The sequence below is a fragment of the Rhodopseudomonas sp. genome (genome assembly GCF_048594845.1).
Classification (GTDB): domain Bacteria; phylum Pseudomonadota; class Alphaproteobacteria; order Rhizobiales; family Xanthobacteraceae; genus Rhodopseudomonas.
On sequence record NZ_JBMDXE010000068.1, the window covers coordinates 1 to 21,531 of the forward strand.

The following is a 21,531-nucleotide window of genomic DNA, read 5'->3' on the forward strand; positions in this document are numbered from 1 at the left end:
CGATTTCGGCCGCGACGGCGTACGGGCGCGCGGACAGCCAATTGCAGTGCCGCCGGGACTGCGTAAGCTGCCGAACAACAAAGGCGTCGAGGCGCTGGTCGCTATCCCGAAGGGACTGCCGCTCGCCGGCACGCTGATCGCCATCTCCGAGCGCGGCCTCGATGCCGACCGCAACATCCTCGGCTTCCTGATCGGCGGAAAGACCCCCGGCAGCTTCGCGATCCGCCGGACCGAGGATTTCGATATCAGCGATGCCACGCTGCTGCCGTCCGGCGATCTCCTGATCCTGGAGCGCAAATTTTCCTGGCTTGCCGGCGTGCACATCCGCATCCGTCGGATTCCGCTGACGTCGATTGCGCCGGGCGCCACGGTCGACGGTCCCGCCCTGTTCAATGCCGATCTCGGCCAGGAGATCGACAACATGGAGGGCATCGATGTGCATCGGGACGCGACCGGCGAGACGGTGCTGACATTGATATCGGACGACAATTTCTCGATGCTGCAGCGAACCCTGCTGCTGCAGTTCACGCTGGCGGAGGATTGAGCCGGCAACGCCGCCCGCTCAGACCATCACCCGGGCCGGATTGCCGCGCTCGGTCTCGATGTCGTCCGCGTCCGCCGGTTTCTGGCCTAAATCGGACTCCGGCGTCGAACTCAGCGCCTGCCGGATCATCCGCGCCAGATCGATCCGCCGGTACGGCTTCGAGAGCAGCAGGATTCCGGAATCGATCCGATCGTTGTGGATCAGCGCATTCTCCGAATAGCCCGAGGTGAACAGCACCTTGAGCCCCGGACGCCGCTTGGTCATCTCGACGGCGAGTTGCACGCCGTTATACGGGCCGGGCATCACCACGTCGGTGAACAGCAAATCGAATTTGGCGTCGCTGTCGCAGATCGACAGCGCGGCAGTGGCGTTGCCGACCGAAAGCGCCGTGTAGCCGAGGCTCTTGAGCTGAGCGTTGACGTAGCTGCGCACCATGGCGTCGTCCTCGACCACCAGGATGGTCTCGGTGCCGCCGATCGCGCCGCCTTCCGAAGCCGCCGGCGTCTCACGCTCGGCTTCCGCGGTGGCGCGCGGCAGATACAAGCGGAAGGTCGTGCCGAGCCCCTCTTCGCTGTACAGCGTGATGTGGCCCCCCGACTGCTTGATGAAGCCGTACACCATGCTGAGTCCGAGCCCGGTGCCTTTGCCGACTTCCTTGGTGGTGAAGAACGGATCGAACACCTTGCCGCGGATCGCCTCCGGAATGCCGCAGCCGGAATCGGTGATGGCGATCATCACATAAGCGCCGACATCGACATTGCCGAGGCGCTTGGCGAATTCCTGATCGACGATGATGTTGCAGGTTTCGAGGGTCAGCTTGCCGCCGCTCGGCATCGCATCCCGCGCATTGACCGCGAGATTGACCAGCGCGGATTCGAGCTGGCCGCGATCCACATAGATCGGCCAGACGTCGCTCGCCAGCACGGTCTCGACTTCGATCTGTTCGCCGAGCGTGGGCCGCAGCAGGCTCTGCAGCCCCGCGACCAGACCGTTGACGTCGGTCTCGTCGGGCCGCAGTGGCTGCTTGCGGGCGAAGGCAAGCAGCAGCCGCGTCAGTTCGGCGCCCCGGTCGGCCGCCTCGCTGATCAGCCTGGCGATCGCCGCGAGATGCGGCTGATCGGCAACGCCATCGCTGATGATGTCGATGGTGCCGGTGATCACCGTCAGCATGTTGTTGAAGTCGTGCGCGATGCCGCCGGTGAGCTGGCCGCTCGACTCCATCTTCTGCGACTGCCGCAGCTGCTCCTCGAATGCGATCTTCTCGGTGAGATCGCGGAGGAACGCGTTGATGACGAAGCTGCCGTCGCGATACAGCGCCGTCATCGCCACCTCGATCGGAATCGGCGTGCCGTCATGGCGGATCGCTTCGATCTCGACACGGAAGCCGGTGTTCTCGCGGCCCAGCGTGGTGGCGAATTGCGTGAACTCCTCGGTCCTCTGCTCGAGCTGATCGGGCGGGATGATCAGCTGGAAGACGTTGCGGCCGATCGCCTCGGTGCGCTTCCAGCCGAACATCATTTCGGCGTGCGGGCTCCATTCGGTGATCGTCGCCAGCGCGTCGACCTGCACGAATGCATCGAGCGCGGTGTCGACGATCGCGCGCGCCATCTGCTCACTGCGGCGCAGCGCCTCCTCGGCTTTCTTCTTCTGGGTGATGTCGTGATACACCATCACGGCACCCTGAACGTCGCCGCTTTCGCTCAGCAGCGGCCGGCCGTTCGCGATCAGATACGAACGACGACCGCTGCCGATCGGCTGCACGATGAATTCGAAATTTTCGATCGTCTCGCCGAGCGAGGCGCGCAGCAGCGGCGCCTTGTCGGGCGCGAGCGGCTTGCCTTCCGGCGTGAAGCGATCGAACGAGCGCGTGGTGTTGAGCACGCTGCTGCCGACCAGCGCGCCGAACATCTCGCGCGACGCCGGGTTGGTGAGGATCACCATGCCGCGCGCATCCGCGACCAGCACCGGATCGACCATGTTGTCGATCGTATTCTGCAGCACGCCGGCGAGACGGCTACGCTCCTCCGCCTCTTCGGCAAAGGCGATTGCACGTCGTTTCGACTCGCCGGTCATCTGCTCGAACGCGTCGGCCAGCAGCTTGATCTCGTGGCCGCCGCCGGGCGCGAGTTCGAACTTCTCGCCGCGCGCGAAGGCCTGTACGGATCGGGTGATCCGCACCAGCGGCCGGGTCAGCGAGCGCGCCAGCGGCACCGCGATCAGCATCGCCACCAGGATCGCGACCGCGCCGCCCGCCAGAGTGGAATTGCGGACCGCGGCCTGCACCGACCCCAGCGACGCGTAGTCCCGCATTTCCACGACACCGACCAGCGGACCGTCGGCCAGCCGCACCCATCCGATGCCGAGACCGAACGAACGTCCCTCGGCATTTTCGATCACCGACGGGGCCGCGTCCCTGTCTTCGAGCAAGTCGGTAAACGTCGGGAAATCATCCTGGATACGGCGGCGCTTGCCGAGGTCGAAGCCGAATTCCTGCGACCGGTCGGGATGCACCAGATAGTCGCCGGTCTCGTTGATCACGTAGATGGTGTCGCCGGTATCGACGCTGTTTCGGACCCGATCGAACAGCGCGCTGAGATTGGTGTTGATCACCAGAAGGCCGAGCCGCGTGCCGTCGGCGGCGTCGATCGGCGCCATCGTTCGTACCGTCGGCGTGTAGGGCGTCTCAAGTGCCGTCGCGGTTCTGTTCAGCTCGACCCGCGAGATCGCCACCTCGCCGCGCGGCAGCGCCATCCCTTCCTGGAAGTACGATCGGTCACCGCGCCGCGTCAGTTCGGCGGGCGACACGACCCGGATCGAGCCGTTGGGCCCGAGGCGGTCGACCCGGATCAGTTCGAGCCCGCCGTCCTCCACGCCGATGATGCGCAGGATGGCGCAATTCGGCTTGGCGGCGAGCTCGGAGGCGAAGCGGTCCTCGATCCGCTGCCGCCAGTTCGGGACGTTTGGACCAGACGCCTGTGGGCGCTTGATGAGCAGATCCTGCAGCGCCGTGGAAGCCTGCGCGCTCTTGGCGTCCGCCAGCGTGCTGCGCAGTTGCGCGTCCATCAGCAGCGCGTTGAGCTGGGCATGTGTCTGCAGCCGCGCCACGGTGCGGGGAATCAGCAGCTGGACGATGCCGCGATAGTTGAGGAAGCCGAGAACCGCTGTGGTCACGAGGACCAGAGCCACCATCGCCAGGATCAGACGTGTCGAAAGCTTCATCGCGGCCTCTGCGACGCGGCTGAACAACCGTCGCCCCATTCCAGGCTGAGCGAGGGCGCTGGGCTACTATTCAATCCGAACGAGCGGACAATCTTAACAGCTTGTGCGTGTGTCGCCTGAACCCGTCACCTCGGTAAACTACGGGATTCGACCAATGACGGGTGGATGTCATTAACGGACGGTGGCCGGCGCCTTCCTGCTGGCTGGAATGCAGCGATCGCAAGGTGTGGGCGGCAAGGCGGCATCAGGCACGCAAACGAAAAGGCCGGGTCTTGCAACCCGGCCGTCCGAAATCAGGATCACCGATAGGAGATCGCCTTGAAGGCGGATCAGCTCGCGGCGGCGACCGGCTCGCCGGCCTTCTTCTTGGCGATCGCGCGCTTCAGCTCGGCGGCCTTCGGCGACAGCTCGTCGACGCTCGCCTTGAGCAGGAAGGCGTCCAGACCACCACGGTGGTCGACGCTCTTCAGCGCGTTGGTCGAGACCCGCAGCCGCACCGGGCGGCCGAGCGCGTCGGACAGGAAGGTGACGTTGACCAGGTTGGGCAGAAAGCGCCGCTTGGTCTTGATGTTCGAGTGGCTGACCTTGTGGCCGGTCTGGGCACCCTTGGCGGTCAGTTCGCAGCGCCGGGACATGGCGAAAATCCTTTGTCATCCCCGCCGGCCCACTGGCAGGCGCGGGGGTTCTATCGACGTCCATTTCAGGAGCCGGGGACCTATAGGCGGGCTCGCGTCCAGCGTCAAGCTGAAGCCGCGGCCGACGCGGTATTTTGACCCGCCCTGGGACCCTGCGGGGCCCGTCATGCATTGATTTGCCGCGCCGGATCAACGATCTACCATCATATAAACGACGCATTCGATTCCGAAACGATGAATTGCACCGATCATGGCTTTTGGGATCGGTCGAACGGCGTGCCGCGGCCGCCAGGCAGGACGACCCGAGTGAACCTTTCCGTCAGCAACCGCTTCCGTCGGCAGACCGGCATTTCTCAGCGGCGGTCGCCGCTCCTTCCCGGGCTGCTGGCGCTTGCGGCGGTTTCGGCGGCGTTCCCTGGCGCGGCGGCGGCCCAGGGCAAGCTCGACGCCCGCTATGAAGCCTCGCTGGCCGGCATCGAAGTCGGCAAAGGCGCCTGGGTCATCGAGATCACCGAGGACCAGTATGCGGCAGCCGCCAGCGGCGCGACCTCGGGCGTGATGCAGGCATTCTCCAGCGGGCACGGCAGCGGCGAAGCGCAAGGCCGCATCGTGGGCGGCCAGTTCGTGCCGATGAACTACATGGCATCCACCACCAGCGCCAAGAAGACCGAGACGATCCGGATCACGCTGGGCAACGGCAACGTCAAGGACTCCTCGATCGAGCCCGAGCCGCCCGCCGACCCCGACCGCATCCCCGTCACCGACGCGCATCGGCGCGGCGTGCTCGACCCGATGACCGCCTCGTTCCTGCGGGTGTCCGGTACTGGAGATCCGATGTCTCCCGACTCGTGCCGGATTTCGACGCCGATTTTCGACGGCCGGATGCGCTACGATCTCCGCCTCGACTACAAGCGCACCGAGATGGTGAAGGCCGAGAAGGGCTATCAGGGCCCCGCTTTGGTTTGCGGCGTCTATTTCACCCCGGTGTCGGGCTATATTCCCGATCGCGCCGCCATCAAATATCTGACGGGCTTGCGCACCATGGAAGTCTGGCTGGCCCCGATCGCCGGCACGCGCGTGCTGGCGCCGTTCCGCCTCAAGATACCGACGCCGGTCGGGAACGCCGTGCTGCAGGCGACGCAGTTCGTCACCACCGCCACCCCGCCGAAATCGGCCTCCCGAGCCCAGTAGCTGCGCGACCGCAGCCGACGTCGCCGAAACGAGAGTCGAATCCTGTTGACTCGCCGGGGAATCGTCGAACGCATGCCAAAGCGGAGTCCGACGCATTTTCGGGCGTTGATCTTCCGATCCGTCCCTGATCTGGTGAGAACGATCTCAGGCGACACAAGATGTTGCGATGGAGCGCAACCCGTTTGGTCGAGTCACCGATTCGGCCGCGTTTCGTTCGGGACTCGTTCCACAGCTTAACCCGCGTGCGCTGCGGCGTCGCAATGTGACACATCCTTGACCGCAGCCACGCAGAAATACAGTCAAAATGCCTCTTTCGTTTTCCGCGCCGTTTACCAATGACCGCGCGCCCGGCGCCGGCGTCACGGCGGTGCTCGGCCCGACCAACACCGGCAAGACCCATCTGGCGATCGAGCGGATGGTGGCGCACCCATCCGGCCTGATCGGCCTGCCACTGCGGCTGCTGGCGCGCGAGGTCTATAACAAGATCGTCGATCGGGTCGGTCCGGACGCTGTGGCGCTGGTCACCGGCGAAGAGAAGATCAAGCCGCAAAAGGCGCGCTACTGGGTCTCGACCGTCGAGGCGATGCCGCGCGATCTCGACGTGTCGTTTCTCGCCGTCGATGAAATCCAGATCGCCGCCGATCTCGAGCGCGGCCATGTCTTCACCGACCGCATCCTGCGCCGGCGCGGCCGCGACGAGACGCTGCTGCTGGGCGCCGCCACGATGCGACCGATTATCGAGCGGCTTCTGCCCGGCGCCAGTATCGTCACCCGGCCGCGACTGTCTCAGCTCGAATTCGCCGGCGACCGCAAGCTGACGCGGCAGCCGCGACGCACCGCGATCGTGGCGTTCTCGGCCGACGAAGTTTACGCCATCGCCGAACTGATCAAGCGCCAGCACGGCGGCGCCGCCGTCGTGCTCGGCTCGCTGTCGCCGCGCACTCGCAACGCCCAGGTGGCGATGTTTCAGTCCGGCGACGTCGATTACCTGATCGCCACCGACGCGATCGGCATGGGGCTTAATCTCGACGTCGATCACGTCGCCTTCGCGTCCGACCGCAAATTCGACGGTTATCAATTTCGCCGGCTGACGCCCTCGGAGTTCGCCCAGATTGCCGGCCGGGCCGGCCGCGCCACCCGGGACGGCACCTTCGGCACCACCGGACGTTGCGCGCCGTTCGAGCCGGAGCTGGTCAATGCCTTGCAGAATCACACGTTCGAGCCGGTGAAGATGCTGCAATGGCGGAATTCGGAGCTGAATTTCTCGTCCGTCGGCGCACTTCAGGTCTCGCTTGCGGAGTCGCCGCGCCACGAGGCGCTGACCCGCGCGCCGGTCGCCGAGGATCTTCGCGTGCTCGACCACGCCGCGCGGGATGGCGAGGTGCGCGAGATGGCGCATGGCGCCGCAGCCGTCGAGCGGCTATGGGACGTTTGTCAGGTCCCGGATTATCGCAAGATCGCACCGGCGGCCCACGCCGAACTGGTGACGACGCTGTATCGGTTTCTGATGCAGAAGGGCCGAATTCCCGACAGCTGGTTCGCCGCTCAGGTCGAGCAGGCCGACCGGATCGACGGTGGCATCGACACGCTTTCGGCACGGATCGCTCAGATCCGGACATGGACTTTCGTCGCCAACCGGACGGACTGGCTGGCTGATCCTGATCACTGGCAAGGCATTTCGCGCGACATTGAAAATAAATTGTCAGATGCGCTGCACGAACGCCTCACGGAACGTTTCGTAGATCGTCGGACCAGTGTATTGATGCGCCGCCTGCGGGAAAACACGATGTTGAATACGGAAATTGGGAAGACCGGCGAGGTTATCGTCGAGGGACATGTGATTGGTCGTCTCGACGGCTTCACCTTCGCTCCGGATGCGGCCGAGGCCGGGTCGGATGCGAAGGCCTTGCAGGCGACCGCGCAGAAGGCCCTTGCGGGTGAGATCGACGCCCGCGCCGAGAAGCTTGCGGCCGCTCCCGACGAGCAGTTCGTGCTGACGTCGGAAGGCATCGTGCGCTGGACCGGCGATGCGGTGGCGCGGCTGGTCGGCTCCGACGATGTGCTGCGGCCGCGGCTGCGCATCATCGCCGACGATCGCCTGGCGGGCGCGCCGCGCGAGGCCGTGCAGGCTCGGCTCGATCTCTGGCTCAAGACCCACATTGAAAAGATCCTCGGACCGTTGTTCGAACTCGGCAAGGCCGAGGACATCACCGGCATCGGCCGTGGCATCGCCTTCCAGCTGATCGAATCGCTGGGCGTGATCGAGCGCAGCAAGATCGCCAGCGAGATGAAGGACCTCGACCAGCCGTCGCGTGCGACCCTGCGCAAATACGGCGTCCGGTTCGGCGCCTATCACATTTACATTCCGTCGCTGCTGAAGCCCGCAGCGCGGGCGCTGGCGTCGCTGCTCTGGGCGCAGAAGCTCGACAATGTCGACATGTCGGCGCTGTCGGGCGCACAGCATCTCGCCAGCAGCGGCCGCACCTCGTTTCCGGTCGACAAGGCGCTGGACCGCGATGCGTATCGCACGCTGGGCTACCGGCTGTGCGGCGAACGCGCCGTCCGGGTCGATATTCTGGAGCGGCTCGCGGACCTGATCCGTCCTGCGCTGGCCTGGCGCGAAGGCATGCCGGGTGAGAAGCCGGCCGGCGCTTTCGACGGCCGCAGCTTCGTGGTGACTCAGGCGATGACGTCGCTGACCGGATCAGCCGGCGAGGACTTTGCCTCGATCCTGAAGGCGCTCGGCTACCGCATGGAGAAGCGGCCGCCGCTGCCGGCAGCTCCCGCGCCGAAGCCCGCTGCCGCCAAGGCCGCGCCCGCTGCCGACACGACGCTGTCGGCCGAGGATCACGCCATCCTGGCCGGTGCGATCGCGTTCGAATCTGTTGCGTCACCCGAAATGCCGGAAGCCGACTCTGCTCCCGCCGAGACGGCAGCCGAACCGGCCGCGCAAGAGACTCCAGCGCAAGAGGCTCCGGCCGGTGAGCCGCTCGACGCCGTGCCGGCCGAGGCGAGTTCGTCGGAGATCGTCGCGCTGACCGAAGCGGATGCGGCGGCTGGCGAAGCCCCCGCGGGCGACGTCGCGGCTCCCGAAGCCGTCGCAACCGATGCGCCCGCTGCTGAAGCAACGACGGGTGAAGCTTCCACGGCCGAAGCAGCCCCAGCGGCCGACGCCAAGCCACAGCCCGAACTGGTCGAAGTCTGGCGCCCGGGTGGCCGTTCCGACGAGCATCGCCCGCGCCACGACCGCAACAAGCGTCCGCACAATCGCCCGCAACATGGCCAAGGCGGCCAGTCCGCGGACGGCGAAGCCGGCGTGCGTCAGGATCGGCCCGATCAGGGCGGCCGCCGCGGCAAGGGCGACTTCCGCCGCGATCGCCGCGACGGCGAGGGCGGAGCACCGCGTCGTGAGGCGCAGGGCGAAGGCCGTCCGCCGCGCGAACGCTTCAAGGGCCGCGACAAGTTTTCGGACAAGGGCGGCAAGGGCGGTCGCGACAATCAGGGCGGCGGTTCGCACCGGCAGGTGCACTCCAGCGCTCCGCCGCGTGAGCGCGACCGGCCGATCGATCCGAACTCGCCGTTCGCCAAACTGGCCGCGCTCAAGGAGCAACTCGCCAGCGGCCGCAAGGATTAAGTCTTGCCGCGCGATCGCGCGGCTGATCCAGGGTGGTGCGTGGAGCGGCAGCGTCTCGACAAATTGCTGTGGCACGCGCGGGTCGTCAGGGCCCGCAGCAGCGCGGCCGCGCTGGTGGAAAGCGGCCATGTGCGGATCAATGGCACGCGCGAGAAATCGCCGGGGCATGCGATCAAGCCTGGCGACGTGGTGACGATTGCGCTGGATCGTGGCGTGCGGGTGCTGAAAGTGATTGGATTCGCCGAGCGCCGCGGTGACGCGGACTCGGTTACTGGACTTTATGCCGATCTCGAAGTGCCAAGGGACTAGGCATCTTCATCTTGCGGCTGTGGGACACCTGCGGTACGCAAACACTCAAAATTAGAACCGTTCCGGAGCCTTCGGATGACTTACGTCGTCACTGAAAACTGCATCAAGTGCAAATACACCGATTGCGTTGAAGTCTGCCCCGTCGATTGCTTCTACGAGGGCGAGAACATGCTGGTCATCCATCCGGACGAATGCATCGACTGCGGCGTGTGCGAGCCCGAGTGCCCGGCAGATGCGATCAAGCCCGACACCGAGCCGGGCCTCGAGAAGTGGCTCGAGCTGAATTCGGAATACGCCAAGACTTGGCCGAACCTGACCCAGAAGAAGGACGCGCCGGAAGAGGCCAAGCAGTTCGACGGCCAGGAAGGCAAGTTCGAAAAGTTCTTCTCGAAGGAGCCGGGCACCGGCGACTAGTCGGCCTGCCTCCCCTGAAGTGCACCGGGACGTGATTTTCGCAGACCCGGCTTAACCCTGTTGATGATGAATCCACCTGGTCCCTGCAAGGGACCGGGCCGATTCGTCATAAATCATTGATTTTTGCGGGAAATGTGCTATATTTGGCACATTCTAGAAACTCGGCATGCCGTTTTTGCGGCCGGGAAGGGATCCCGTCAAGAACAACGAACAGGGGCGTGGCGGTTCCACGCGCAGGCTGTGTCACAGAAAACGCGTAAAATGAGTGCTTCCTCGAAGGGTGCCAAGCACGCTGGCAGCCGCAGCGCAACCACCAACCGATCCCGGACTTCAGCCAAGGACACCCGGACCGCCAAACCGACTCCGCCACGGTCCTCTGCATCCAAGGCGCCCAGTGCGAAGGCGACCGCCACCAAGGCGACCACCGCCAAGCCTACAATCGCTAAGGGTTCCGCCGCGAAGGCTTCGGCCTCCAAGGCGTCGGCCCTCAAGTCCTCGAAAAACAAAAGAAGTGAAATGCCATCCAAGACTGCGAAACCCGCCGCTGCGGCGACCGTCTCTAAGGCCGCTTCCGCGAAACCTGCCGTCAAGCCCGCCGCAAAGGCTCCGGCCGCGGCCCCGGTCGCGCCTGCCGCTGCTGCGCCGAAGGCTGCCGCTAAGCCGGAGGTGAAGCAGCCGGTGGCTGCGAAGCCGGCGCCCGCCCCCAAGGCCGAGGAGCCGAAGAAGGCGGTGACCCAGCGTCAGGGCTTCAAGGCCAACGAGTTCGTGGTCTATCCGGCGCATGGCGTCGGGCAGATCCTGGCGATCGAGGAACAGGAAATCGCAGGCGCCAAGCTCGAGCTGTTCGTCATCAACTTCATCAAGGACAAGATGACGTTGCGGGTGCCGACCGCCAAGGTGGCCAATGTCGGCATGCGCAAGCTGTCGGACCCCGCGCTCGTCAAGAAGGCGCTGGAGACGCTCAAGGGCCGCGCCCGCGTCAAGCGGACGATGTGGTCGCGCCGCGCCCAGGAATACGAAGCGAAGATCAACTCCGGCGACATCGTTGCGATCGCCGAAGTGGTGCGCGACCTGTACCGCTCGGAATCGCAGCCTGAGCAGTCCTACAGCGAACGCCAGCTCTACGAAGCGGCGCTCGATCGGCTGTCGCGGGAAATCGCGGTGGTCCAGCAGATCACCGAGACCGAAGCCGTCAAGGAAGTCGAAGGCCAGCTCGCCAAGAGCCCGCGCCGGGGCGCCAAGGCGGATGCCGAGGGTGAAGCCGACGCGGACGGCGATCTCGACGGCGACAGCGACGATACCGTCACCGACGAAGCGGCCTGAGCCGCATCGGTTCGGTCGATCAGATCAGGCCCGGCGCAAGCCGGGCCTTTTTTGTTGGTCGTTCGATAGCTGCCGCGCGGCGGCCGGCATAGTGCTGCTGCCTCACCCCATCATTGCGAGCTTAGCGAAGCAAACCAACTCCATGCATTGAGCTGGATTGCCGCGTCGCGAGCTTGTGACCAGACGGCGCAAAGCGCTAACACAGGCGCGGCTCGCAATGGGAAAACGTCGCGAAGGCGGTTCGTCGCCCCTCAATCCACGACGATCTTCACCAGCTCGCGCGGCTTCACCGTGGCGTTGGCGTCGAGGCCATTGAGGACGCGGAAGCGTTCGAGCGGGCGGTCGACGCCGGCCATGCGGTGCGACAGCGATTCGACAGTGTCGCCCGGCTGCACGGTGATGACCTTGATGCGCAGCGGACGTGCCGCCTGAATTTCGTCCAGCGTCAGCCGGCGGAACGAATTGACCGTGTCGCGCGAATTGCGGTCGCTCTCTGCCGATTTCTGGCGGGTCGCAAAGATGAAGCGATAGACGTCGCTGCCGAACCGCAGCGCGTAGACCTTGAACTGCCACTGGTCGCCGCGCGCCGACACCGAGGCTGCCGGGAAGCCGTTGATGCTCAGCTCCTCGGTCGAACTGCGGTCGACATTCTCCATCCAGCCCGAATTCAGATAGTCGCCGAGCGACTGCTCGGCCGGCACGCGCACGACGTCGAACCGCATCGCCTGATTGCCGCCCTCGCGCACGCCGATCACCGCCTGCGCGGTGTTGTCGAGCGTGAAGCTCTCCGGCACCTGGAAGGTGAAGCCGAGCTTGGGATGCAGGAAGCGGCGGCCACGGACGAAGCCTTCGCTCGGGTCCTCGCCATAGACGATGTTGTCGATCGCATTGAGATAGGTCTCGCGATCGCGTTCGCCCTTCGCGGTCTGCTCGGCCGAAGCGTATTGCCGGGCATTGTTCTGCGCGTTGCGCACGCGCTCGGGCGTCGCCGGATGCGAGGCGAGGAAGTCCTGCGAGCGCCCATCGCCGCCGCGGCCGGCCTTCAGCGCGGCGTTGCGTTCCATCGCGGTGAGGAAGCGCGACGCGCCATACGGATCGAATTGCGCGCGCGCCGAGATGCCGACGCCGATGCCGTCGGCCTCCAGCTCCTGCTGACGCGAGAAGCTCGCCATCGACAGCTTGGTCTTGGCGAGCGCCAGCGCCGTCATTTCCGGATCGTTGCCCATGTCGGTGACGACGCGCGTGACGAGAGCGGCCTGGCGCGCCTGATCCTCGCGAATCGCGGCGTGCTTGGCGAGCACATGCGCCATCTCGAGCGACAGCACCGATGACAATTCCGACGTATCGCTCGCCAGGGCGACCAGTCCGCGGGTGACGTAGAGCTGTCCGGTCGGAAGCGCGAAGGCATTGACGGCGCCGGAGTTCAGGATCGTCACCTTGTAGGTGAGATCGGGTCGATCCGACGCGGCCACCAGGCGATCCACCGTGCTGGTGATCAGCGCTTCCAGCTTGGGATCGTCATAGGCGCCCCCATAGGTCGCAAGAATGCGCTCATGCTCGCGTTCCGCGGCGGGCGACTGCACGGCCGGACGGACCGGCTTGGCAGCCGGCGTGCTGGACGGGATCGAGGCGGTCTCGAAACGGCGAAAATCGCCGCATCCTGCGAGCGTCAGCGCGCCGAGCAGCGGCAACACCAGCCAGCGGCGGCTCCTCCAGATGCTGCGCCGTCCCTCGGATGCGATCACGTGATGGCTCTCTACGGACGCTAATGCGCGCCCGGCACTTCGATCTGTCCCACGTCACGAACCGCGATTTGAGGGCCGGAGCGGCGCTCGACCCAGCCTCGAACACGGATTCGCTTGTTCTCCAAGGACTTGGGCGAAATGCCCGCGGCCTCGAACGATCCCAATATGCGCCTTGAAATAGTCACCGCAAAGTCCCGAGTCCAGCGTCGGCCAAAGTTCAGAAAGATCGTGCCGCCGGTCTCGCGAACCGACAGAACGCGGCCTTCGATGACGCTGAACTGCCCGGCCCGAGTCAAAACGTCTTCCACATTTTCGGCGTTTTTGAGGGCCGCTGCCGAGGCCCAAAGACCAACTCTCGCATCGCGCGCCGCCGTCTCCGCGGCGAGCAACTCCGCGCGACAGTCTGCCGGCGCACCTCCGATCCCCACCAGCAGTTGGCCGGCTTCGAGCAGCGCGACCTGCAATGTCTTCGGCTCGCCCTCGACGAACACCACCGCCGGCTGACGGCCGTAGCGATCCGGCGTGTCATCGGGACCATGCAACGCGACCTGCCGACCGCGGACGCGGGCGGACAGCGCCGCGATCGCCTCGCGTCGATGCGCCGTCTCGACCTCAACGCCGGCGAGCCGGATCTCACGGCCGTCGTCGAGGCGCAGCGTGCGAGCATCCTCGACCGAGGCCACGACGCCCTCGCCCTGCGGCGGCAGATCGATACAGGCTGCGCGCGCCGCGCCACTCATGATCAGCAGCGTCGCAACGATCGTCGCTGCAAGATGCCCGTGGGTCGATGTCCCGGTCGCTATCATCGCGTGCATTCGCCGACGCAGAGTGTGTGATGAATCATCCACGCGGCCGCTCGCTTACTAAGCGCACCGACCGCGGGCAAGCGCATTCCACCCGCCGGAAAACCTGATAGCTTGCCGCTTTGCAGTCGATACGGCATGATCGCACCACGATCAGAAGCGCCGCGGATGAAGCCGGCGCCGGTCAGGGGAGGACGCTTTGAGAACATTCCGGACGACTCTTGTCGCATGTCTGTCGCTCGCCGTGATGACGGCCGCGCAGGCGCAATCCCAGCCGCCGCTCAAGCTCGGCGCGATTCTCGACATGTCCGGTCTGTACGCCGATATCACCGGCCCCGGCAGCGAGACCGCCGCCAAGATGGCGGTTGAGGATTTTGGCGGCAGCGTGCTCGGCCGCAAGGTCGAGATCATCGCGGCCGATCATCAGAACAAGGCGGACCTCTCCGCCAACATTGCGCGCGACATGCTCGACAATCAGGGCGTCGAGGCGATCGTCGACGTCGCTGCCTCGGCGACCGCGCTCGCCGCCGCCGAGATCGCCAAGGCGCGGGGCAAGATCATCATGTTCTCGGGGCCGGGATCGATCCGGCTCAGCAACGAAGCCTGCGGCCCCTACACGGTGCACTACGTGTTCGACACCTACGCGCAGGCCAACACCACCGGTCTTGCAGCCGTGAAGCAGGGGCTCGATACCTGGTTCTTCCTCTCGGCCGACTACGCGTTCGGCCAGGACCTCGAGCGCGACACCACCAACGTCATCAAGGCGTCGGGCGGCAAGGTGCTGGGCAGCGTCAAGCATCCGCTCAACACCTCGGACTTCTCGTCCTTCCTGCTGCAGGCGCAGAGCTCCAAGGCCAAGGTGATCGGCCTCGCCAATGCGGGCGGCGACACCATCAACGCGATCAAGCAAGCGGCCGAATTCGGCATCACCAAGGGCGGCCAAAAAGTGTCGCCGCTGCTAGCCTTCATCTCCGACATCGACAGCGTCGGACTCGAGACCGCGCAGGGCCTGATCCTCACCGAGGCGTTCTATTGGGATCTCAACGACGAGACGCGCGCCTTCACCAAGCGGTTCATGGAGCGCACCAAACGGGTGCCGACCTCGGCGCAGGCCGGCCTGTATTCGGAAGTGACGCACTATCTGAACGCCGTGAAGGCCGCCGGCACCACCGATCCGGCTGCGGTGATGAAGAAGATGAAGGAAACGCCGATCAACGACTTCTTCGCCAAGAACGGCCGCATCCGCGAAGACGGCCGCATGGTACACGACATGTATCTGTTCGAGGTCAAGAAGCCGTCGGAATCCAAGGGCCGCTGGGACGACTACAAACTGCTCGCCACCGTCCCCGGCGACCAGGCGTTCCAGCCGCTCGAACAGTCGCGCTGCCCGCTGGTGAAGAAGTAACAAAGCGCCGTGTCCCGGGCGCGGTGCGGCACGACGTGCCGCTCCGCAGAACCGGGACCCCGGTTTGCGTCTCAAGCCGTCACCGGCCCCCCGGATCAGCAGCGCACCACGCCGCAAGTGCGGCTCGCTGCGCTGCATCCGGGGAACACTCTCAAACGTCGGCGAACAACAAGAAGGAAACGACGCCATGACCGATATCGTCCTGCAGCATCTCGACCGCGGCCTGCTCACCATCACGATGAACCGTCCCGAGCGGCGTAATGCGCTCAATCAGGACATGATCCGCGGGCTGGTCGAGGCGGCGCATCGGGCCAAGGACGATCCGGAGGTGCGCGCGGTGCTGCTGAAGGGCGCGGGCGGCACGTTCTGCGTCGGCGGTGACGTCAAGTCGATGGCTGCGGCCGGCAGCCCGCCGCCGCTCGAACAGAAGGTCGCCAATCTGCGCCGCGGCATGGAAGTGTCGCGCATTCTGCATCAGATGCCGAAGCCGGTAGTGGCGCAAATTGATGGCGCGGCGGCTGGCGCCGGGCTGTCGATGGCGCTGGCTTGCGACCTGCGCGTGGCGGGCGCCGGCGCCAAGATCACCACGGCCTTCGCCAAGGTCGGTCTGTCGGGCGATTTCGGCGGCACTTACTTCCTGACGCATCTGATCGGTGCCGCAAAGGCGCGCGAACTGTATCTGACGTCGCCGGTGATGACCGCCGCGGAGGCGCAGGCGCTCGGCATCGTCACCAAGGTGGTGCCGGATGCCGAGGTCGAACAAGCGACGCACGACCTGGCGCTGTCGCTGGCGCAGGGTCCGACGGTGACGCTGGGCTACATCAAGACCAACATCAACAATGCCGAGAGCCTGTCGCTCGAGGCCTGCTTCGACGCCGAGGCGCTGCATCATTCGCGCTGCGCCGAGACCGCCGACCACAAGGAAGCCGCGAGCGCCTTCGTCGAGAAGCGCGCGCCCTCGTTCCAGGGCCGCTGACGATGGCGCCGTTCCTTCGCCTCCGCCAGATCTGTCTGGTCACTGAACCGATCGAGCCCGCCGCGTCGCAGCTCGCCGCCATCATGGGGCTCAACATCTGCTACCGCGATCCGCATGTCGGCAAATACGGCCTCGAGAACGTGCTGCTCCCGGTGGACACGACCCTCCTCGAGATCGTCGCACCGACGCAGCCCGGCACGGCGGCCGGCCGCTTCCTGGAGAAGACCCAAGGCCGCGGCGGCTACATGGCGATCTTCTGCTGCGACGATCCGGATGCGCGCGGCCGCCACGCTGCCAGCCTCGGCGTGCGCACCGCCAACGTGATCGACCACGCGCCGTATCACGGCGTGCAATTGCACCCGCGCGACTGCCGCGCCGCCTTCATCGAACTCAACCACACCGAAGGCAGCGACAATATTCGCGGCCCCTACCCGCCAGCCGGCCCCGATTGGGCAAACGCGATCCGCACCGACACGACACAGGCGCTGACTGCCGTCGAGATGCAGAGCCCCGATCCGGCCGACCTGGCCGCGCATTGGGGCCGCATCCTCGATCTGCCGGTCAGCGCAGCAGCGGACGGCACCGCCGAATTGCGGCTGCCGAATGCGACGTTCCGGTTCGTGGAGGGCGCCAGCGAGGCGATGACCGCCCTCACCTTCAAGGTTACGGAGCCCGCCGGCATCCGCGCGGCGGCGCAGGCAAAGGTCGTTGCGACGACGGAGGACGGCTTCACGATCGCGGGCGTCGAATTCAGGCTGACGAACTAACCATCCATCATCCTGCAGAAGCCGAAAACGACAATGCCCGGCGCGAAGCCGGGCATTGCGATATCAACTCGTCACCTGCCGACTGCTGAATGCAGCCGCCTCGCGGCGGTTACGCGTAGCGGCCGTGGCAGTGCTTGTACTTCTTGCCGGAGCCGCAGGGACAATCCTCGTTGCGGCCGACCTTGCCCCAGGTCTCGGGCTTGTTCGGATCGCGCTCAGCCTTGTCGACCACCGGGGGCGCCAGCGAAACGTTGGCGAACGCCATCTCGTCTTCGCCGGTGTCCGGATTGGCCTTGTGCACTTCCATCGGCGGCAGCTCCTGCGGCTGCTCCGGCGGGATGATCTCGACCCGCATCAGCTGCGCCGTCACCGCCTCGCGCAGATGCGAGCTCATCTCCTGGAAGAGATTGAAGGCTTCGGACTTGTACTCCTGCAGCGGATCGCGCTGGCCGTAGCCGCGCAGGCCGATCACCTGGCGCAGATGGTCGAGCATCACCAGGTGCTCGCGCCACAGATGATCCAGGGTCTGCAGCAGGATGCTCTTCTCCGCGTAGCGCATCACGTCGGGGCCCCACTGCCCGACCTTGGCAGCCATGTGCTCGTCGAACACCTTCTCCAGCCGCGAGATAAGCTCCTCGTCGGCGATGCCTTCTTCCTTGGCCCATTCGTCGACCGGAATGTCGAGGCCGACAACGCGCTCGAGCTCTTCCTTGAGGCCGGCGACGTCCCACTGCTCGGCATAGGCATGCTCGGGCACATGCTTGGCGACCAGATCCTCGATGAAGGTGTGGCGCATGTCGGTGACGGTCTCGACCACGCTGTCTTCGTTCATCAGCTCGATACGCTGATCGAAGATCACCTTGCGCTGGTCGTTCTGGACGTCGTCGAATTTCAGCAAATTCTTGCGGATGTCGAAGTTGCGGGCTTCGACCTTCTGCTGCGCCTTTTCCAGCGCCTTGTTGATCCACGGATGGATGATCGCCTCGCCTTCCTTGAGGCCGAGGCGGGTCAGCATGGTGTCGAGCTTGCCGGACCCGAAGATGCGCATCAGATCGTCTTCGAGCGACAGGAAGAACTTGGAGCGGCCGGGGTCGCCCTGACGGCCGGAGCGGCCGCGCAGCTGATTGTCGATGCGACGGCTTTCGTGGCGCTCGGAACCGATGATGTAGAGGCCGCCGGGGCGCTTGGCGGTCTTGGCCGGCTTGCTGCCCTTGGCGGGTTCGATCTCGATCTCGTCCTCGGCGTTCAGAACGATGTCGCGGAAGCGCTCGATGTCGGCCTTGATCTGCTCGATCTTCGCGGCCTTCTCGGCTTCGTCGGTGATGCCGGCAGTCTCTTGCGGAATGCGCATTTCCAGCGAGCCGCCGAGTTTGATGTCGGTGCCGCGGCCGGCCATGTTGGTGGCGATGGTGATGGCGCCCGGCACGCCGGCTTCGGCCACGATATAGGCTTCCTGCTCGTGGAAGCGGGCGTTCAGCACCGCGAACAGCTTGGCGGGCTTGCCGGCGCGGGCGGCGGCGTAAAGCTTGTCGAGGCCCTTGGGGTCGCCGAAGTCGATCTGCTTGTAGCCGTTCTTCAGCAGGAGATCGGCCAGCACCTCGGACTTCTCGATCGAGGCGGTGCCGACCAGCACCGGCTGCATCCGGGCGTTGGCGCGCTCGACCTCGGCGAGGATCGCCGCGTACTTCTCCTGCTGGGTCCGATACACCTCGTCGTCTTCGTCCAGACGCGAGATCGGCAGGTTGGTCGGGATCTCGACCACTTCGAGCTTGTAGATGTCGTAGAACTCGTCGGCCTCGGTGGCCGCGGTGCCGGTCATGCCGGCGAGCTTGTCGTACATCCGGAAGTAGTTCTGGAAGGTGATCGACGCCAGCGTCTGGTTTTCCGGCTGGACGGTGACGTGTTCCTTGGCTTCCAGCGCCTGGTGCAGGCCTTCCGAATAGCGCCGGCCCTGCATCATGCGGCCGGTGAATTCGTCGATGATCACCACCTCGTCGTTGCGGACGATGTAGTCCTTGTCGCGCTGGAACAGCGTGTGGGCGCGCAATGCCTGGTTGACGTGGTGCACCACCGAGACGTTCTCGACGTCGTACAGCGACTCGCCGCGAAGCTGGCCGGCGTCGCGCAGCAGCGTCTCGATTTTCTCCATGCCGGCTTCGGTCAGCGTCACGGTGCGCTGCTTCTCGTCGATGTCGTAGTCCGACTTGTCGAGCCGCGGGATGAAGGTGTCGATGGTGTTGTAGAAATCGGAGCGGTCGTCGAGCGGACCGGAGATGATCAGCGGGGTGCGGGCTTCGTCGATCAGGATCGAGTCGACTTCGTCGACGATCGCGAAATTGTGCCCGCGCTGGACCATGTCCTCCAGCCGGTACTTCATGTTGTCGCGCAAATAGTCGAAGCCGTATTCGTTGTTGGTGCCGTAGGTGATGTCGCAGGCATAGGCGGCCTGGCGCTGGGCGTCGTCGAGGCCGTGCACGATCACGCCGGTGGTCATGCCGAGGAAGCCGTAGATCTGCCCCATCCAGCCGGAGTCGCGGGAGGCGAGATAGTCGTTGACGGTGACGACGTGGACGCCCTTGCCGGGCAGCGCGTTGAGATAGACCGCGAGCGTGGCGACCAGCGTCTTGCCTTCGCCGGTCTTCATCTCGGCGATGTCGCCTTCGTGCAGCACCATGCCGCCGATCAGCTGAACGTCGAAATGGCGCTGGCCGAGGGTGCGCTTGGCGGCCTCGCGCACGGTGGCGAAAGCGGGGACCAAGAGGTCGTCGAGGGTTTTGCCGGCGGCGAGCTGGGCACGAAATTCCGCCGTCCGGGCGCGCAGCGCCTCGTCGGACAGCGCCACCATCTCCGGCTCCAGCGCATTGATCGCCGCGACACGCGACTGGTAACCCTTGACCCGACGGTCGTTCGAAGAGCCGAAGAGTTTGCGGGCGAGCGCGCCGATCATACCAGCTTCCTGTCCTTGCGGTGTGACTTCACAGCCGTGATGCCGTCGCTCGATCCACTATCAACTCACCGTGACGCTCGTGCGCTGATCCGATAACCGAATACAGGCGCGTGCGCGAAATGAATGGTAACCAGCAATCCGAGGGCCGGCAGACCAGGAGCAACCGTTTTGACGGCCGTCCTGCCCAAGCCTGTGGCCGGACAGATATGGCTGGGGTAGGGGGTTGTCAACGCGCCGACCTTTCGGCGATTTCATCATTTTGACAGAGTTTTCGCGTTGCCAATGCGCCCTGATTGGGTGACTGTCCCGCCGCTTCCGGCACCCCGGCTTTCATAACAAGGATTTTCTTTCCATGACCCCTGCGTCATCCGCGGCCCTCTCGGCCCTGCGCACCGGCCTCGTCGGCGCGGCCGCGACTGGTTGTCTCGCCTTCGCGCTGCTCGCGAGCCCGATGGCGCGCGCCCAGGACGCCGACCCGGTTTTGGCCAAGGTGAACGGAGCTGAAATTCGCCAGAGCGACGTCACCCGCGCCGAGGAGGAGCTCGGCCCGAGCCTCGCCCAGATGGATCCGGCGTCCAAGAAAGAGAACGTGCTGTCCTTCCTGATCGACATGAAGATCGTCGCCAAGGCGGCCGAGGACAAGAAGATCCAGGACACCGCCGAGTTCAAGAAGCGGCTCGACTTCGCCCGCAACCGGCTGCTGATGGACGATCTGCTCGCGGTCGAGGGCAAGGCCGCCACCACCGACGAGGCGATGAAGAAGGTCTATGACGACGCCGCCAAGCAGATTTCCGGAGAACAGGAAGTGCGCGCCCGCCACATCCTGGTCGAGACCGAGGATGAGGCCAAGGCGATCGCCGAGGAGCTGAAGAAGGGCGCCGACTTCGCCGAGCTGGCGAAGAAGAAGTCCAAGGATCCGGGCGCCTCCGACGGCGGCGACCTCGGCTTCTTCACCAAGGACCAGATGGTGCCGGAATTCTCCGCCGTCGCCTTCGCGCTCGAGCCCGGCAAGATCTCCGATCCGGTGAAGAGCCAGTTCGGCTGGCACATCATCAAGGTCGAGGAAAAGCGCAACCGCAAGCCGCCGAGCTTCGATCAGGTCAAGCCGCAGATCGAGCAGTACGTCACCCGCAAGGCGCAGTCCGACTACGTCGCCCAGCTCCGCCAGAGCGCCAAGATCGAGCGCCTCGACAAGCCGGCCGCCGACGCGGCGAAGCCGGCCGAGGCGGCCAAGGACGCCGACCCGGCCAAGGCTGCGGCCCCGGCGCCGGCCAAGAAGTAAGCGACCCAAACTTCAGGTCTGCCGCACGGCCGGGGCTCTGCCCCGGCCGTTGTCGTTTGGGGGGTGCGTTCAGGTGCGGCGCCAGACGTCCGGCCTCGCCGGGCGCCTCAGAGGCTAACAAACGTGGGCTGCAAAATCAGGGGCTGCGGGAGTCTTTCAAATCGCGATGAGTCTCGTCATGGCCGGGCTTGTCCCGGCCATCCACGCCTTTTCTGCATCTCCGCCAGCAAGGCGTGGATGCCCGGCACAAGGCCGGGCATGACGTGTGGAAGCGAATGTGTGCGAGTTCACCGGCCGCATTCTCGGCCCAGCCTCAGGTGGCGCCGTACGTCTACGC

General features: G+C 65.4%; 15 protein-coding genes. 10 read left to right on the forward strand and 5 right to left on the reverse strand.

Annotated elements, in window-relative coordinates:
* The coding region (locus tag ACOJTD_RS03520; RefSeq protein WP_420131550.1) for an esterase-like activity of phytase family protein at positions 1–544 on the forward strand (544 nt) is incomplete at its 5' end.
* Between the two features lie 18 nt (positions 545–562).
* Here ACOJTD_RS03520 and ACOJTD_RS03525 read toward each other — a convergent pair.
* Together ACOJTD_RS03525 and rpmB are read right to left on the reverse strand one after the other, a co-directional pair.
* The gene (locus ACOJTD_RS03525) at positions 563–3,763 is read right to left on the reverse strand and encodes a PAS domain S-box protein (RefSeq protein ID WP_420131551.1); all 3,201 of its coding nucleotides are present in this window, start codon (positions 3,761–3,763) and stop codon (positions 563–565) included.
* Positions 3,764–4,092: 329 nt separating this feature from the next.
* Entirely contained in the window at positions 4,093–4,398 is a 306-nt protein-coding gene (gene rpmB / locus ACOJTD_RS03530) for a 50S ribosomal protein L28 (protein ID WP_420131552.1), read from the reverse strand.
* 306 nt (positions 4,399–4,704) lie between these two features.
* Between rpmB and ACOJTD_RS03535 the strand changes: the two genes are divergently transcribed.
* From ACOJTD_RS03535 to ACOJTD_RS03555, 5 genes are all read left to right on the forward strand, one after another.
* A complete protein-coding gene (locus tag ACOJTD_RS03535; RefSeq protein WP_420131553.1) occupies positions 4,705–5,589 on the forward strand; it encodes a DUF3108 domain-containing protein in 885 nt (294 codons plus the stop codon).
* A gap of 304 nt (positions 5,590–5,893) precedes the next feature.
* Positions 5,894–9,223 carry a helicase-related protein gene (locus ACOJTD_RS03540; protein WP_420131554.1) on the forward strand — a complete coding sequence of 1,110 codons (3,330 nt, stop codon included), beginning with the start codon at positions 5,894–5,896 and terminating at the stop codon, positions 9,221–9,223.
* Positions 9,224–9,262: 39 nt separating this feature from the next.
* Positions 9,263–9,532, forward strand: coding sequence for an RNA-binding S4 domain-containing protein (locus ACOJTD_RS03545; protein ID WP_420131562.1), 270 nt, complete (start codon positions 9,263–9,265; stop codon positions 9,530–9,532).
* 75 nt (positions 9,533–9,607) lie between these two features.
* Positions 9,608–9,946: a ferredoxin FdxA gene (gene fdxA, locus ACOJTD_RS03550; RefSeq protein ID WP_119859151.1), complete on the forward strand. Its 339-nt coding sequence runs from the start codon at positions 9,608–9,610 to the stop codon at positions 9,944–9,946.
* A 132-nt stretch (positions 9,947–10,078) separates the two neighbouring features.
* On the forward strand, positions 10,079–11,269 hold the full coding sequence (locus ACOJTD_RS03555) for a CarD family transcriptional regulator (protein ID WP_420131555.1): 1,191 nt from the start codon (positions 10,079–10,081) through the stop codon (positions 11,267–11,269).
* A 251-nt stretch (positions 11,270–11,520) separates the two neighbouring features.
* On the opposite strand, the gene ACOJTD_RS03560 is transcribed toward ACOJTD_RS03555, so the two are convergent.
* On the reverse strand, positions 11,521–13,014 hold the full coding sequence (locus ACOJTD_RS03560) for a M48 family metalloprotease (protein WP_420131556.1): 1,494 nt from the start codon (positions 13,012–13,014) through the stop codon (positions 11,521–11,523).
* Between the two features lie 20 nt (positions 13,015–13,034).
* Positions 13,035–13,754 carry a thermonuclease family protein gene (locus ACOJTD_RS03565; RefSeq protein ID WP_420131557.1) on the reverse strand — a complete coding sequence of 240 codons (720 nt, stop codon included), beginning with the start codon at positions 13,752–13,754 and terminating at the stop codon, positions 13,035–13,037.
* Between the two features lie 310 nt (positions 13,755–14,064).
* Between ACOJTD_RS03565 and ACOJTD_RS03570 the strand changes: the two genes are divergently transcribed.
* The 3 genes from ACOJTD_RS03570 (at position 14,065) to ACOJTD_RS03580 (ending at position 16,965) form a co-directional block, all read left to right on the forward strand.
* Positions 14,065–15,222 carry an ABC transporter substrate-binding protein gene (locus ACOJTD_RS03570; protein ID WP_420131563.1) on the forward strand — a complete coding sequence of 386 codons (1,158 nt, stop codon included), beginning with the start codon at positions 14,065–14,067 and terminating at the stop codon, positions 15,220–15,222.
* 187 nt (positions 15,223–15,409) lie between these two features.
* Positions 15,410–16,198, forward strand: a complete 789-nt coding sequence (locus ACOJTD_RS03575; RefSeq protein WP_420131558.1) for an enoyl-CoA hydratase — start codon at positions 15,410–15,412, stop codon at positions 16,196–16,198.
* A gap of 2 nt (positions 16,199–16,200) precedes the next feature.
* The gene (locus ACOJTD_RS03580) at positions 16,201–16,965 is read left to right on the forward strand and encodes a hypothetical protein (RefSeq protein WP_420131559.1); all 765 of its coding nucleotides are present in this window, start codon (positions 16,201–16,203) and stop codon (positions 16,963–16,965) included.
* A 109-nt stretch (positions 16,966–17,074) separates the two neighbouring features.
* On the opposite strand, the gene secA is transcribed toward ACOJTD_RS03580, so the two are convergent.
* Entirely contained in the window at positions 17,075–19,912 is a 2,838-nt protein-coding gene (secA, locus tag ACOJTD_RS03585) for a preprotein translocase subunit SecA (protein ID WP_420131560.1), read from the reverse strand.
* Between the two features lie 352 nt (positions 19,913–20,264).
* On the opposite strand from secA, the gene ACOJTD_RS03590 reads away from it, so the two are divergent.
* Positions 20,265–21,194: a peptidylprolyl isomerase gene (locus ACOJTD_RS03590; RefSeq protein WP_420131561.1), complete on the forward strand. Its 930-nt coding sequence runs from the start codon at positions 20,265–20,267 to the stop codon at positions 21,192–21,194.
* Positions 21,195–21,531 lie beyond the last annotated feature (337 nt).

What these genes read in the sequence shown, in the direction of transcription:
- ACOJTD_RS03525 (WP_420131551.1), bottom strand. Translation starts at nt 3,763, where the DNA reads ATGAAGCTTTCGACACGTCTGATCCTGGCGATGGTGGCTCTGGTCCTC.
- rpmB (WP_420131552.1), bottom strand. Translation starts at nt 4,398, where the DNA reads ATGTCCCGGCGCTGCGAACTGACCGCCAAGGGTGCCCAGACCGGCCAC.
- ACOJTD_RS03540 (WP_420131554.1), top strand. Translation starts at nt 5,894, where the DNA reads ATGCCTCTTTCGTTTTCCGCGCCGTTTACCAATGACCGCGCGCCCGGC.
- fdxA (WP_119859151.1), top strand. Translation starts at nt 9,608, where the DNA reads ATGACTTACGTCGTCACTGAAAACTGCATCAAGTGCAAATACACCGAT.
- ACOJTD_RS03555 (WP_420131555.1), top strand. Translation starts at nt 10,079, where the DNA reads ATGTGCTATATTTGGCACATTCTAGAAACTCGGCATGCCGTTTTTGCG.
- ACOJTD_RS03565 (WP_420131557.1), bottom strand. Translation starts at nt 13,754, where the DNA reads ATGAGTGGCGCGGCGCGCGCAGCCTGTATCGATCTGCCGCCGCAGGGC.
- ACOJTD_RS03570 (WP_420131563.1), top strand. Translation starts at nt 14,065, where the DNA reads ATGACGGCCGCGCAGGCGCAATCCCAGCCGCCGCTCAAGCTCGGCGCG.
- ACOJTD_RS03575 (WP_420131558.1), top strand. Translation starts at nt 15,410, where the DNA reads ATGACCGATATCGTCCTGCAGCATCTCGACCGCGGCCTGCTCACCATC.
- ACOJTD_RS03580 (WP_420131559.1), top strand. Translation starts at nt 16,201, where the DNA reads ATGGCGCCGTTCCTTCGCCTCCGCCAGATCTGTCTGGTCACTGAACCG.
- secA (WP_420131560.1), bottom strand. Translation starts at nt 19,912, where the DNA reads ATGATCGGCGCGCTCGCCCGCAAACTCTTCGGCTCTTCGAACGACCGT.
- ACOJTD_RS03590 (WP_420131561.1), top strand. Translation starts at nt 20,265, where the DNA reads ATGACCCCTGCGTCATCCGCGGCCCTCTCGGCCCTGCGCACCGGCCTC.